This is a genomic window from Micromonospora sp. NPDC047753 (genome assembly GCF_040642735.1).
GTDB lineage: Bacteria > Actinomycetota > Actinomycetes > Mycobacteriales > Micromonosporaceae > Micromonospora.
In genome coordinates, this window is sequence record NZ_JBEYSL010000159.1 from 1 (window position 1) to 13481 (window position 13481).

At 68.5% G+C, this 13481-nt stretch carries 14 protein-coding genes and 1 pseudogene; 7 read left to right on the forward strand and 8 right to left on the reverse strand.

The window, feature by feature from the left end:
* A partial coding sequence (locus ABZ749_RS15770; protein WP_357228128.1) for an ABC transporter permease occupies positions 1–711 on the forward strand: 711 nt, incomplete at its 5' end.
* A 16-nt stretch (positions 712–727) separates the two neighbouring features.
* Here ABZ749_RS15770 and ABZ749_RS15775 read toward each other — a convergent pair.
* A complete protein-coding gene (locus tag ABZ749_RS15775) occupies positions 728–1591 on the reverse strand; it encodes an NmrA family NAD(P)-binding protein (RefSeq protein WP_357228131.1) in 864 nt (287 codons plus the stop codon).
* An 86-nt stretch (positions 1592–1677) separates the two neighbouring features.
* Between ABZ749_RS15775 and ABZ749_RS15780 the strand changes: the two genes are divergently transcribed.
* Both ABZ749_RS15780 and rox read left to right on the forward strand, forming a co-directional pair.
* Positions 1678–2391: a TetR/AcrR family transcriptional regulator gene (locus ABZ749_RS15780; RefSeq protein WP_357228134.1), complete on the forward strand. Its 714-nt coding sequence runs from the start codon at positions 1678–1680 to the stop codon at positions 2389–2391.
* A 197-nt stretch (positions 2392–2588) separates the two neighbouring features.
* The gene (rox, locus tag ABZ749_RS15785) at positions 2589–4049 is read left to right on the forward strand and encodes a rifampin monooxygenase (protein ID WP_357228137.1); all 1461 of its coding nucleotides are present in this window, start codon (positions 2589–2591) and stop codon (positions 4047–4049) included.
* A 100-nt stretch (positions 4050–4149) separates the two neighbouring features.
* Here rox and ABZ749_RS15790 read toward each other — a convergent pair whose 3' ends face one another.
* Positions 4150–4677 (reverse strand): pyridoxamine 5'-phosphate oxidase family protein, encoded by a 528-nt coding sequence (locus ABZ749_RS15790; protein WP_357228140.1) that lies wholly within the window; start codon positions 4675–4677, stop codon positions 4150–4152.
* Entirely contained in the window at positions 4674–5342 is a 669-nt protein-coding gene (locus tag ABZ749_RS15795) for a DUF899 domain-containing protein (protein WP_357228144.1), read from the reverse strand. The genes ABZ749_RS15790 and ABZ749_RS15795 overlap by 4 nt, the downstream gene beginning before the upstream one ends.
* A 130-nt stretch (positions 5343–5472) precedes the next feature.
* On the opposite strand from ABZ749_RS15795, the gene ABZ749_RS15800 reads away from it, so the two are divergent.
* Positions 5473–5934: a helix-turn-helix domain-containing protein gene (locus ABZ749_RS15800; RefSeq protein WP_357228147.1), complete on the forward strand. Its 462-nt coding sequence runs from the start codon at positions 5473–5475 to the stop codon at positions 5932–5934.
* Positions 5935–5959: 25 nt separating this feature from the next.
* Here ABZ749_RS15800 and ABZ749_RS15805 read toward each other — a convergent pair whose 3' ends face one another.
* Positions 5960–6736 carry a nucleotidyltransferase domain-containing protein gene (locus ABZ749_RS15805; protein WP_357228149.1) on the reverse strand — a complete coding sequence of 259 codons (777 nt, stop codon included), beginning with the start codon at positions 6734–6736 and terminating at the stop codon, positions 5960–5962.
* A 189-nt stretch (positions 6737–6925) separates the two neighbouring features.
* Between ABZ749_RS15805 and ABZ749_RS15810 the strand changes: the two genes are divergently transcribed.
* A complete protein-coding gene (locus ABZ749_RS15810; RefSeq protein ID WP_357228152.1) occupies positions 6926–8827 on the forward strand; it encodes a prolyl oligopeptidase family serine peptidase in 1902 nt (633 codons plus the stop codon).
* Between the two features lie 51 nt (positions 8828–8878).
* Here ABZ749_RS15810 and ABZ749_RS15815 read toward each other — a convergent pair whose 3' ends face one another.
* From ABZ749_RS15815 to ABZ749_RS15830, 4 genes are all read right to left on the reverse strand, one after another.
* A complete protein-coding gene (locus ABZ749_RS15815; protein ID WP_357228155.1) occupies positions 8879–9592 on the reverse strand; it encodes a VOC family protein in 714 nt (237 codons plus the stop codon).
* Between the two features lie 123 nt (positions 9593–9715).
* Positions 9716–10486: an aminoglycoside phosphotransferase family protein gene (locus ABZ749_RS15820; RefSeq protein WP_357228158.1), complete on the reverse strand. Its 771-nt coding sequence runs from the start codon at positions 10484–10486 to the stop codon at positions 9716–9718.
* 234 nt (positions 10487–10720) lie between these two features.
* Complete coding sequence (locus ABZ749_RS15825) at positions 10721–10963, reverse strand: endonuclease domain-containing protein (protein ID WP_357228166.1); 243 nt, start codon at positions 10961–10963, stop codon at positions 10721–10723.
* Between the two features lie 219 nt (positions 10964–11182).
* Positions 11183–11644, reverse strand: coding sequence for an HNH endonuclease (locus tag ABZ749_RS15830; protein WP_357228161.1), 462 nt, complete (start codon positions 11642–11644; stop codon positions 11183–11185).
* A gap of 440 nt (positions 11645–12084) precedes the next feature.
* On the opposite strand from ABZ749_RS15830, the gene ABZ749_RS15835 reads away from it, so the two are divergent.
* Both ABZ749_RS15835 and ABZ749_RS15840 read left to right on the forward strand, forming a co-directional pair.
* On the forward strand, positions 12085–12786 hold the full coding sequence (locus ABZ749_RS15835; RefSeq protein ID WP_357228164.1) for a uridine kinase: 702 nt from the start codon (positions 12085–12087) through the stop codon (positions 12784–12786).
* A 96-nt stretch (positions 12787–12882) separates the two neighbouring features.
* Positions 12883–13389, forward strand: a pseudogene (locus ABZ749_RS15840) (Type 1 glutamine amidotransferase-like domain-containing protein); the annotation flags it as partial.
* Between the last annotated feature and the right edge of the window lie 92 nt (positions 13390–13481).

The following is a 13481-nucleotide window of genomic DNA, read 5'->3' on the forward strand; positions in this document are numbered from 1 at the left end:
TACCGCCGGTCGGTCACACCGCTGCTCAACGCCCTCGTCGAACCGATCCTGTACCTGCTGTCGATCGGCGTCGGCGTCGGGATGCTGGTCGGCACGGTCCCCGGCGTCGATGTCCCGTACGCCGCCTACGTGGCCCCGGCGATCCTGGCGACCACGGCGATGAACACGGCGTTCAACCAGACGAGCTTCGGTGTGTTCATCCGGATGAGGGTCGAGAAGACCTACGAGGCGATCCTGCCGACACCGCTGTCTGTCACCGACATCGCCGTCGGCGAGGTGACCAGCGCGATGATCAACGGGCTGCTGACGTCGATCGGATTCCTCGCCCTCATGGCCGTCGGTGGGCTGGTCACGTCGGCCTGGGTGCTGCTGGCCCTGCCGGCGTCGCTGCTGATCTCGTACGCGTTCGCGGCCGGCGGACTGGCCGTCACCACGTACCTGCGCGATTTCCCCGACTTCCAGTACATCCAGCTGTTCATGCTGCCGATGTACCTGTTCGCCACGACGTTCTATCCCCTGTCGGTCTACCCGGAGGCGGTGCGGCCTGTGATCCAGGCGCTACCGCTCTACCACAGCATCGAGCTGGTCCGAGAACCCGCGTTGGGCCACGTCGGCTGGGAGCTGCTGATCCCGGTGGCGTACCTCGTCGCGTTCGGCTCGATCGCGATGTACGTCGCCACCCGCCGCATGACCCGGGCGATGCTGCGCTGACCGGCACGAGGGAGCGTCATCGCCGGGCGACGATGGCCTCGAGCACGGAGCGGACGGGTGCCGGGCGGTGGCCGATGACCGTCTCCAGCGTCGGATCGGTCACGGCGAACTCCTTCGCTCGCGCCGCGCGGTACATGCCGAGGGTGAAGTCGGCCGCAGCCGCGGGCATGCCTCGCGCGATGGCGGCCTCCCGCCACTCGTCGTCATCCGCGACGACACGTTCGACGGTGCGGCCCGTGATGTCGCTGAGGATGGCGGCCACCGCTTCGAGGTCGAGCATCTCCGCGGCGGTCAACGGTGCCGTGACCCCGTCGAGTACGCCGTCCTCGGCCAGGGCGACGGCGGCGGCCTCGGCCAGGTCGGCGTGCGCGGTCCAGGACACCGGGCCGTCCGCCGGCGCCACGAGTTGCCCGGTCTCAAGCGCGGCGCCGATGGAGAGGCTGAGCGTGCTCGCGTAGAACCCGTTGCGCAGGGCGGTGAAGGCAACCCCCAGTTCGGCCAGGTGCTCCTCGGCGGCGGCGTGGATCGGCTGGGCGGCGAAGAGCGAGTCCCGGGAGGCGGCCTGGTGGCTGGTGTAGAGGATCCGGTTGGCTCCCGCGGCGCGGGCGGCGTCGATGGCGGCGCGGTTCGCGACGAACGCGTCGGCGCCGCGGATCGCGGCGGACACGATGAGGACCTTGTCGGCACCCTCGAAGGCGTGCTTCAGCGTGGCCGGGTCGGTGAAGTCCGCTGCGCGCACCCGTACGCCCCGCTCGGCGAGGCCGGCGGCCCTGTCGACGTCGCGCACGCTCACGCCCACGGCGTCGGCCGGCAGTCGGTCGAGCAGCCGGTCGACGATCTGGGACCCGAGGTTTCCAGTGGCACCGGTGACGACGATCATGATGAGCACTCCCTTGTTATCGGTGTTACGTGCAAGACGTTAGCACCGATAATTCGGGGATAACAAAACGCTGTTAGCATCGGTACATGGTGACGACGCAGGACACCCGCGACGACGTCCGTGCGGGCATCGTCGCGGCAGCGACCCAACTGCTGCGGGAGAAGGGCGCGAACGCGGTGACGACGCGCGCCGTCGCCCAGGCCGCAGGCGTCCAGGCGCCGACCATCTATCGCCTGTTCGGCGACAAGGACGGCCTCATCGACGCCGTCGCCGAGCACGTCATGGCGGCCTACGTCAGCGGCAAATCGGTCGCCGCCGACGCCGCGACGGGCGACCCCGTAACGGATCTGCGCGCCGGATGGCGCCTGCACGTGGAGTTCGGCCTGACAAACCCCGAGCTGTACGCGCTGATCGCCACCCGGGGGAGCGGCGCACCCTCGCCGGCAACAGTCGCCGGCCTCGACGTGCTACGTCGCCGCGTCCGGCGACTCGCCGCAGCCGGCCTGCTCCGGGTCGACGAGGAGCGCGCACTGCTGATGATCCACTCTGCGGGCAACGGAACCATCCTCACGCTGCTGGGAATGCCCCCCGACCAGCGAGACCCCGGTCTGGGGGAGGCCATGCTCGAGACCGTGCTCTCCGGCATCCTGGCGACAACTCCAGCGACACCCGACACCACCGCGAAGGCCGTCGCGGTGACCTTCGCGACGGTGCTGCCCGACCTTTCGGGGCTCACCGACGCCGAACGCGCGCTGATGGCCGAGTGGCTCCACCGATCGCTGACCCACCCGACCCCGTGATGACGTGGCGGGGAAAGAGCTCGACGGAATCGCGCTGGGGGAGATAGCTTGCAGGTGACCGCGACACCGCCTGAGGAGGTGAGACCCATGAACGTTGCAGCGATGTGGGTGCTCCCCCTTGCCGTCACGGTCGGGCGATTGACGTAGGTGTCGCCGGGAGCGCCTTGCCACAACGGCACTCCCGAGAGGCAATACCTGTGCAACTCTCCACCACGTCACCGTCGACCGATCGCACGTACGACGTGATCATCGCCGGCTGCGGGCCGACCGGTGCGATGCTCGCCGCCGAACTACGACTGCACGACGTGCGGGTCCTCGTTCTGGAGAAGGAGACCGAGCCGACGTCAGCCGTCCGCATCGTCAGCCTGCACATCCGCAGTCTGGAGCTGATGGCGATGCGCGGGCTGCTGGACCGCATCCTCCCGCACGGACGGCGGCGTCCGGCCAGCGCCTTCTTCGCCGCCATCCCCAAGCCCGCGCCCGAGGGCCTGGATCCCCGGTACGCCTACCTCCTGGGTATCCCGCAGCCGGTCATCGAACGTCTGCTCGAAGAACACGCCATCGCACTGGGCGCGCAGGTCCGACGCGGTTGCGCGGTCGCCGGCCTCACGCAGGACGACGAGGGTGTGACCGTCGAACTGGCCGACGGGGAACAACTGCGGTCGCGCTACCTCGTCGGTTGTGACGGCGGGCGCAGCACGGTGCGCAAACTGCTCGGCGTCGGCTTTCCCGGCGAGCCCGCCCGGACCGAGAGCCTGATGGGCGAGATGGAGGTGGGCGTCCCACCGGAGGAGCTCGCCGTCACGGTGGCCAAGGTCCGCAAGACCCATCAGCGATTTTGGCTCCGGCCAGCCGGCGTCGGGGTCTACAGCGTCCTGGTGCCCGCCGCCGGGGTCAGCGACCGCGCCGAACCGCCCACCCTCGACGACTTCAAGCACCAGTTGCGCGCCGTCGCCGGGACCGACTTCGGAGTGCACTCCCCGCGTTGGTTGTCCCGCTTCGGTGATGCCACCCGGCTGGCCGACAGGTATCGGGTCGGGCGGGTGCTGCTGGCCGGCGACGCGGCGCACATCCATCCGCCCATCGGCGGGCAGGGTCTCAACCTGGGCGTTCAGGACGCAGTCAACCTCGGCTGGAAACTGGCCGCGCGGATCCGCGGCTGGGCGCCGGAGGCACTGCTGGACACCTACCAGGCCGAACGCCGCCCCGTTGCCGAGGCGGTGTTGGACAACACCCGAGCCCAGACGGAGTTGCTGTCCACCGAACCGGGCGCACAGGCGGTGCGGAGGCTGCTCGTCGAGTTGATGGACTTCGACGAGGTGAACCTCCGTCTGCTGGAGAAGATCACCGCCATCGGCATCCGTTACGACCTCGGCGCGGGCCCCGACCTGCTCGGTCGCCGCCTGCCCGACATCGCCGTGAAGCAGGGCAACCTCTACGGTCTGCTGCACCACGGCCGGGGCCTGCTGCTGGACCGGACCGAACGCCTGACCGTCGGCGGCTGGTCAGACCGGGTCGATCACCTGGCCGATCCGAGTGCGGCACTGGACGTCCCCGGTGTCCTGCTGCGCCCCGACGGCCACGTCGCCTGGGTCGGTGACGACCAGCGGGACCTGGACGAGCACCTCTCCCGCTGGTTCGGCGAGCCCGCCCACTGACCTCAGGCCGGCGGCCTCGTCGTCGAGGTCGCGGGCCAGACCAACCAGCGGCGAACGGGCGCGGGGCGACTTTCTGCTGGGTCGCCCCGCGCCCGGTCACTCAGGTGCGGTTGAACCGCCAACGAGTCGCGGTCAGCCCGTCCGGGCCGTAGCCGAAAGCCCGGACGGGGGAGACCTCGTAAAAGGCGTACTGGGGCGCTCCCGGCAGACTGTCGTCATGGACTCGGCCGTCCCTGATGGCGAACGTCCAGCCGTACTTCGTGGCGAAGGCGGCGGCCACCCGGCGCAGCGCGGTGTCGCCCGACACCTGGTGAGCCTCACCGCTCACCACCAGGTCGAGGTCGTCGCTGCTCACTGTGATGACAGCGCAGGGATTGTGGGCCAGGTTGCGGCTCTTGCGGGAACTCGGGCGGCTCGCGATGCACGGAGCCCCGCCCACCAGCACCGACATCACCGGGGCCGCATGGGGACGGCCACCCGGTCCCACCGTCGACAGCCAACACTTGTGCGCCGACTCCAGACAGGCCAATGCCTGGCTCCAGGGCTTGACTGTCGCCACGTCGGTGTTGAAGGGTGTTGCGTCCTCCTGCTGGAAGAGGAGCTCGGCGACCGGGGTGTCGACTGTCATGACGGGTCCTCTGCCGTGTCGTACTCGTCGTGCAGCCGCCACCACTGGTACGGCTGGGTCTGCGGCCAGCCTTCCGGCGAGTCCTCCCAGGTCTCCTGTCGGCCGTACGGCGTCAGATCGAGAAAGGACCAGTTACTGCCGAGCCGTTCCACGCCGCGGGAGGTGGTGGTGTAGGTGCGGAAGATCCGGTCGTCGGCGCGGAGGAAGACGTTCAGCGCGAACCCGTCGCCGGTTCCCATGTCGGCGTTGAAGCTGTTGTTCAACGACGAGTACCAGGGCAGGGTCCAACCCATCCGCCGCCGCAACGCCGGCAGGTCGTCCAGCGGGCCATGGGACGTCAACGCCAGAGTGGTGTCGCGGGCGTTGAGGTGGGCCGGGTGTCCGACGTTGTCGGTGAACAGCGAGCAGCCGGAGCAGACAGCGTCGACGCCGTGCCACATGAAGGTGTAGACGATGAGCTGACGGCGGCCCTCGAACAAGTCGGTCAAACTGGCAGGCCCGGACGGGCCCTCGAACACGTAGTCCTGCTCGACCGGCGTCATCGGCAGCCGGCGGCGCGCCGCGGCCACTGCGTCGAGCTGGCGGGTGAGTTCCTTTTCGCGGACGCGCAAGGTGTTCACTGCGTCTTGCCAGTCCCTGGTCGGCACGATCGGCGGATGGTTCATGTGGGCCTCTTTTCGGCTTCCATGCACGTGTGGAGGGGGGCACAGACAAGTCCGTTTCTTAAAGAGATGGACTGATGTGACGCTAGCAGAGTCAGTTCCCTCAAGGAACCACCTTGCGTATCGTGGCGTCATGCAGCGAACGCAATTCGGCGCCATGGCGTGCTCGATCGCCCGCACCCTCGACGTCATCGGTGAGCCGTGGTCTCCGCTGATCCTGCGGGACGTCTACGCCGGCACACACCGCTTCGAGCAACTCCAGCGGGGGCTCGGCATCTCCCGCAAGGTGCTCGCCGAGCGGCTGAACTGGCTGGTCGAACAGGGCGTCCTGGCCCAGCGTGAATACTCGACCCGGCCGGTCCGACACGAATACCTGCTCACCGACAAAGGCCGGGAGCTGTGCGATCTGCTGCTCGTCATGGTGCGCTGGGGTGACCGGTGGACGGCGGGCGACGCCGGCCCGCCGGTGCTCTACCGCCACCACGCCTGCGGCGAGATCAGTCACGTCGAACTACGGTGCTCGGAGTGCGAACAGCCCATGCGGGCTACGGACATCGATCTACTGCCCGGGCCTGGGGCACACCCACCATCGTGACCATCGGCTCGGTCAACATCCGCCGTCATCCGAGTGCGGAGCGCGTCCCGTCGTCCGGCGGGCGATCGATCGCGGCGAGTTCGGTGAGAACCGGGTATAACCGATCGGCCAGCGTCGGGTCCGTACGGGTGAGTTCCGCGGTCAGGGCCGTCACGGCCGCCGAGAGCGCACGGCGTAACTCGACCTCGTCAGTGGAACGGACCAATGTCGTTTCGAGCGGGCCGGTGATGTCGGAGGGCAGTAGGTGGGCGCCTTTGGCGTAGCTGGTGGGGTGGCCCAGACGCTGGCAGGCGAGTGCGACTGTCTGGGTCCGCATGGCGCTGATCCAGTGCTCCGCCTGCCAGAATCTGCCTCGTTCGATGCTGATCCGTGCGTGCAGCGCGTGGTGCCATGCCAGGCCGGCCGTGCCGTCGTGGCCGCTCGACGCGGGGGCCCGGGATGGTGTGGAACGCCCGAACACGAGTCGCCAACTCGGGCCTCGCGGCCCGAACTCGCCTTCCGGGCTGAAGGAGAGGTCGACTTCCAGGCAGTGAGGCAGCAGGAACACCCGGTAGATCGCGGACCCGTCCGCGAGGTCCCAGTGGTGGACCGCCGCGAAGTCCTGATACATCTGTCGCGTCCATCGACGCATCACGGCGTCGAGCGGGTCACTGACCCCGAAGGCCAGATCGATGTCCGACCAGCGATCCTCGTCGTTCGTGGCGTGCGAACCGGTGATCGCGGCGGCGACGACACCGCTGTCTTGTTCCGCCAGATGCAGCAGCCGCCGCTGGATCCGGTCGCGTTCGTCTACTGAGAACATCAGCTCACGCTGCTCCGACACCTAATCACCCCGGCAGCGGACGCTCGGCCAGGACGGCGGCGAGCCATTCCCGCTCGCGCCATGGCCAGCGGGCCGCGCGCGTCCATGGGGACATCATGCCTCGCCGGTGCGTCGATCCAGCGCCGGATCGGTCGCATGGTGCTTCGTGGATGCTGGCAGACTCGTCGCATGACGGGTCTCACCGCTGAACTCGTGGTCGATGGTTGTGCCCCGCAAACCCCGGCGCTCGCCCCGAACGCGCGCCTGCTCTGCTATGTCCTCGCTCCCAACAGCCGGACTGGTGACCACCTCGACACCGAACTCTGGCTCGTACCCACCGATTCCGCCGCCGCGCCGCGCCGGGCGACCGACGACACGGCAACCGAGTCCCAGCCGCGCTGGTCGGCCGACTCGGAGACGCTGTTCTTCCTCTCCGACCGCGCCGAACGCGGCATTTCGCAACTGCACAGGCTCACCCTCGCCGACGGCATAGTGACCACGTTGACCAGCTGGCGCGGCGGCGTCATCGACCACCTGCCGCTCACCGACCCCAACCTGGTCGCCCTGCTCGCCGAGGACGAACCCACCGAGCAGGACACTCGCCGTACCCGCGACCGCGACGACGCCATCGTCGTCGGCGAGCGCGAACCACGCGCCCGGTTGCGCCTGCTCGACCTGCGCACCGGCCGGGTCACCACCCCGCAGGCGTTCGGTGACCGGCACGTCGTGGACCTGCGCCAACGTCCCGACGGCGGCCCAATTGCGGTGCTGACGTGGGCCAGCGCCGACAACGACCACGGCCCGCGAAACGGCCAACTGCACCTGTTCGACCCCACGACCGGGACCGCGGAGAACCTCGGACCGGTCGAGGTCGACGCACGGTCGCTGGCCTGGTGGCCGGGCGAGGACGGTTGGCACCTCGGTTACCTCGCGCTCACCCCACCGCTGCTGCAGGCCGGCACCGCCGTGTTCGACCTGGCCATGGAGACCCGCGTCCTGCGCAACCGCACCGCTGGCCTCGCGATGTGCCCCACCGAACTGTGCCAGACCACCGCCGCCCCGCTGGTGGTGTTCGCCGACGGCCTCAACACGACACTGGCCAGGCTCGACCTCACCGACCTCACGACCCTGTCGCATCACCCCGGACGCCTCGACAATCTCACCGCCACCCCTGCCGGCGACGAGATCGCGGTGCTCACCGGCACCCGCTATCAGCCCGCGAATGTTCACATCGGAGCACCCACCGGGCCGCTGCGCAGAATCACCAACACCCGGCCGGAACTGGACGCCGTCGCCCTCGGCACGCAACAACCGCTGGCCTACCGCGCCGCCGACGGCCTCGACCTGGACGGCCTGCTCGTACTGCCGGTCGGAAGGTCCGCCTCGGAGGGGCCGTTCCCGCTGGTCACGATCGTGCACGGAGGCCCGTACGACCGCTACGCCGATCGTTGCCAGTTGTTCTGGTTCCCCAGCGCGCAGTGGCTGGCCGCCGCCGGCTACGCGGTGTTGCTGCCCAACCCGCGCGGCGGTCAGGGCCATGGTCACCAGTTCGCCGCCAGCGTCGCCGGCCGGGTCGGCCAGCAGGAGTGGACAGACATCCTGACCGGTATCGACCTGCTCGTCGCCGAGGGCATCGCTGACCCTGACCGGCTGGGCATCGCCGGCTGGAGCCACGGCGGCTTCATGTCCGCCTGGGCCGTCGGCCAGACCGACCGCTTCCGCGCCGCGCTGGTCGGGGCCGGCATCATCGACTGGGGCATGCTCGCCGCGACCGGGGAGAACGGCCAGTTCGAAGCCGCACTCGGCGGCAGCACCGGCTGGTCCGGCATCGGTCCCCACCCACACGACGCGGTCAGCCCGATCTCCTTCGCCAGCAACATCCGCACGCCGGTGCTCATCCTGCACGCCGCCGAGGACACCAACGTGCCCCTTGGACAGGCCGTGTACCTGCACCGGGCGCTGCGCCACTTCGACGTCGAGCACGAGTTCGTGATCTACCCGAGAGAGGGCCACTCGATCCGGGAACGCCACCACCAACTCGACGTTCTGCGCCGGACCCGCTCCTGGTTCGATCGCTGGCTCCGCCCCTGACCGGCCTGGGGGCAATCACCCGACGCGGCGCGTGTCGGTTGGATGCGACACCTAGGACAGCGCTGCGGCAAGGTCGGTAGCGGCCTCATAGGCAGCCGCAGCCCGTGTGGCCTGGTCCGCGCTCAACGCGACACTGTCAACACGGGTCAGCATCTCGATCGCCGTGGCCGGATCGTTCAGGACCATCGCGACCTCAGCGCGGTACACGAGCACCTCCACCAACGCGACAGGGTCGTCATCTGCATCGGGATGGCCCAGCGCACTGTCAAGAATCCGAGCCGCCTGCCGGACGTCCCCTCGGGAGTCGGCCTGCACGACGGCGTTCGCCATCGCCTTGCCCAGCCGTTCAGTCGGCGCTGACGCGGGGGAGACCGGAGCGTTCTGGAAGACGCGGATCCAGTTGCCGCCTGGATCGATGACGCTGAAGCCGCTCAGCCCGTCGGCGTTCTTTCGCGCGCGGGGCCGGGTCATCCGGGGCGTCCCGGAGACCAACACCTTGCCGTACGCGGCGCGCATTCCCGCAGCGAAAGCCCGGTACAGCTGCCCCGTGTCCGAGGTCAGCACAAGACACGAACCGTAGGACTGCGCCGGATCGAACCCCGCGATCTCGAAGAACTGCAGATGTAGATCTTCGCGTTGCAACCCCACGCACGGGTTGGGTTTGCGCTGCTGGTAGGTGGTGTGGAAACCGAGCACCTCGTAGAAGGCGACGATGTCGTCGATGGACGCGCAGGGCAGCAGGGGAACGGTTACCTCGTTGGTCACCCGTACTTCGTAGCCGCCGGGAGGAGGCACACGCACATGGAAATGACCGTTCGTCGGCCGCAGCCGACTGAACGGCCGATACAGCGCAAGCTGGGCTGGTCCGCCAGCGACCTCTGTCGGCACTCACCTTCGAAGGATGTGCGCGGTGATCCACATGGCGTCGCGTTGGTAGAGCCCGACGTGACTGCGGAGGTTCTCCTGTCCCTGATCAGCCCGCGCCTCGCTGAAGGCGGCGAGGTCGTGCAGTCGGTGGACTGCGGCCTGGAGGATGTGGTCAGGGTCTTGCCCCGAGCCGTAGGCGTCGCAGAGCATGCGCAGCCGACGTGCCCGCTCGGCCAGGTCACTGTGGATCGCGTCGCCGTTGTCGGGGTGGGCCAGCGGCACCAGCCGGTACGCGAGGTAGGCCAGATCCCACGACCGGGGACCGGGCGAGGCCGTGTCCCAGTCGATGATTCCGGTGAGTCGCCGGTCGGTGAAGACCATGTTGTAGGGCGCGAAGTCGTTGTGACAGATGACCTCAGCTGGCTGTCGCACCGGAAACTGCCACACTCCGCCGACGGTGTCGAAGCTGGCACTGGCCTCGTGAAGTTGTGCGAGGTGCAGACCTGCTTCGGCGAGGATGCCGTCGCTCCAGATCCAGTCCGGCAACGGGTACTGCGGCACGATGCCCGGCAGGTAGGAGACGCTGTCACGTCCGTGCTCATCGGTCCCGAGCGGTTGCGGAACCCAGGTGACGCCGCGCTCCCGTAGGTGTCGTAGTAGGCGCTGAACCGTCGGGCTCCATGCCCCATGACCGCGCCGAACAGTGGCACCGACCCGTGTCGCACCCCCCATGTTGCCGCCCGGCAGGGCTTCCTCCCGCTCGTCGGCCGCGTTCGGGCTGTGGTCATCCATGTCGACATCCTCAGCGCGTGCGGGCCGTAACGCCACCGCGTTCTTGAGCCGGACTGAAGCGAGCGAGCACAGCTCACAGCAGGCAATTATCGGATTGTCGTTAATGAAAATCCTTTAATTACCTGGGACAAAAGGTACGTAACGCTCATGCACCATAATGACAGTTCTTGTGCGTAAGGACTTAAGTTGGTGTAAGCGTTTGGGTTGGTCGGCGCGCGCGTGTTGGCCGGGAACTCAGGTGACCTCTCGGGGCGGCACCGATGACGGCCCCGACTGGAGGTATTCCAGTGCGCGGCGCAGCGCCTCAGGGCTGTCCCGGAAGTGCCCAAGTGCCGAGTTGCACCCGTTGCAGAGGAGACCCCGAACGGTGTTGGTGCCGTGGCAGTGATCCGCGACCAACCGGAACGCCTGGGCGGAGGGCTTGCCGTCCTTCCGGGGGCGACCGGCGAGAGTTGCCGGGAGGTCATCCTCATGGATGCCGCAGAGCCCGGCCGGGAATCCCTACTGGCCTGATTCACACGACGGGAGTAGTCGCGGCACGGTTGACAGGAGAGCATCGTGCGACCGGTCGCGCCGACGAAGGACTCTGCCGGCCGAAGCTGCTTGCACCGCCCGCAGGTCTTTGACTCGTTCACGGTCCTCGCACCCTGACAGCTTGAGTGGCGGTACCGGCATCGGAAAGCGTTGGAGGGCTGACTACGAGCGGCCGTACGCGGCGTGGGCCTGGGCCACCTCGACTGCCTCGCGTTCACGCCACCGGCGCTGTGCCTCCCGGTTGCACGTCCGGCAGACCCGACGGTACCGGCCGGTCGCCGGGTCGAGCTCACGGTCGTGGCCGTTGCGGCACTGCGCCGCCTGGTTCCGGCGGCGGCCGGCCTCGGCACGACTGAGCTGTCGCAGATGAGTCGGCTCGATACAGTCGGCGGCGCCGCAGGTCTGGTCGACGTCGAGGGCGGGGTCGTACCCGCCGAGGAAGACGACGTACGCGGCGATGTGTGCCCACGCCCGGCCCGCGACCTTCTGGTGCACCCCACGTCGCTGCCCGTAGCCTTCGACGACCAGGCAGCCGCTCTCGGTACGGTGTGAGCGCTCCAGCAGGTAGGCGCGCAGCGACTCCTCGGTGTGGTAGCGGGACAGACCCTTCACGGCCGCGAGCACCGTGTCACCGTACCCACGTCACGCACGATCGTCGACTGACGCTGACATGGCGGCTCGCCTGCTCGGCGAGTGGTCGCGCTCCGACCGGTGGGCGGTCGTCGTCACCTACCTGCAGCCGCTTCGGCTTCGACCGAACGTGCGGCCACGCTTGTAGATAGTCGCCGGCCGCTAGAGCGGCGAGGTCGCCGAGCAGTTCGACGAGCACGCCAAGCGCGTGCCGCCGCCAGCGCAACGGTCGACGGCCCTGACCTCCACGCCGTCGTGCCCGCCCTGAGCGCCTGACTGGAGACCATCGCCTTGCCCGCCAGCTGACACCAGCTTCGCTGGGCCAGGACAGCCCGACGGGCTTGATGCGGTCCGGTTGCTGGTGAGGCGTCTGCCAAGATGACGTTCTCGATCTGTGGGGCGTGCCGCGCTTCCGGTCAGGATGGAGGAACGGCGTGAGCGTCGTACGGCGGCAGTTGCTTGACCATGTCGCTGACCTGGTGCCGACGTTCCCCGCGCCGCGGTGCGTACGGGTGGCCGTTGACGGGGTCGATGGGGTGGGTAAGTCCACGTTCGCCGGCGAGTTGGCCGTGTTGCTGAGCGACCGGGGACGTCCTGTCGTGCACGTGGCGGCGGACGACTTTCATCACCGTCGGGCGGTGCGGCATCGCCGTGGCCGGGATTCGCCGGAAGGCTTCTGGCTCGACAGTTACGACTACGAAGCCCTCGTCCACAACGTGCTGGAGCCGTTCGGTCCCGGAGGCTCTCGCTGTTACCGTCCCGCCGCCCATGATCTTCGGACAGACGAGATCCTGGATCTTGAGTGGCGGACCGCGGCGCCCGGCACGGTACTCATCGTCGACGGGCTGTTCCTGCATCGTGACGAGCTCGTGGAGTGCTGGGACTTCTCCGTCTTCGTTGACGCGCCGTTCGCGGTCACCGTCGCACGGATGGCCCGACGCGACGGTTCCCATCCGGATCCCGAACATCCCAGCCTCGGCCGCTACGTCGGCGGGCAGCGGCTGTACTTCGCCGCCTGCGCGCCTCACGAACGCGCGGATGTTGTCATCGACAACCAGGATGTGACCCGACCGGCCCTCGTGGAGGTCGTCGCGCAGGCCGAGGCAGTTGACGGTTGGACGGCCGCCGACGGATGATCCAGCGATGTGTCGCTCGGGTCAGCGAGCCGGGACGCTGGTTCTCATGGGCACCATGATCGCCGTCATTTCGGTGGCTTCAGGGGAGCGGATTGCATGAAGTTTCTTCTCACGTCGGGGGGCATCAGCAACCCGAGCATTTCCGACGCGCTGGTCGACCTGTTGGGCAAGCCGCTCGCTGAGTCCACGGCTCTGTTCGTTCCCACCGGTGTCTACCCCTTTCCCGGCGGAGCTGAGAAGGCGTGGAAGGCGATTCACGGCCAACCCGACATCCCGCTGTGCCAGCTGGGTTGGAAGTCCCTGGGGTTGTTGGAGCTCACCGCGCTGCCGACCATTCGAGAAGAGAACTGGGTTCCGGCGGTCCGGGAGGCCGATGCCCTGCTGGTCTGGGGCGGCGATGTGCTGTACCTGACCTACTGGCTGCGCCAGTCGGGCCTGGCCGACCTCCTGCCGTCGCTGAGTGACACGGTCTATGTGGGGGTCAGCGCCGGGAGCATCGCGGTCACCCCGTACAACTGCGACGCCGAATTCGATCTTCAGTTCGTCCCCGACGGCAGCGACAGGGCGCAGGACGCCGACCGGGCGTTGGGGTTGGTGGATTTCATGTGGCTGGCCACCGGAGCAGGCCAGGTTGAACCGGTTCTGGATGCCCGGCAGGTTGGCCTGGTTGAGCGAGGCGTTCGCCGAACGGTGGC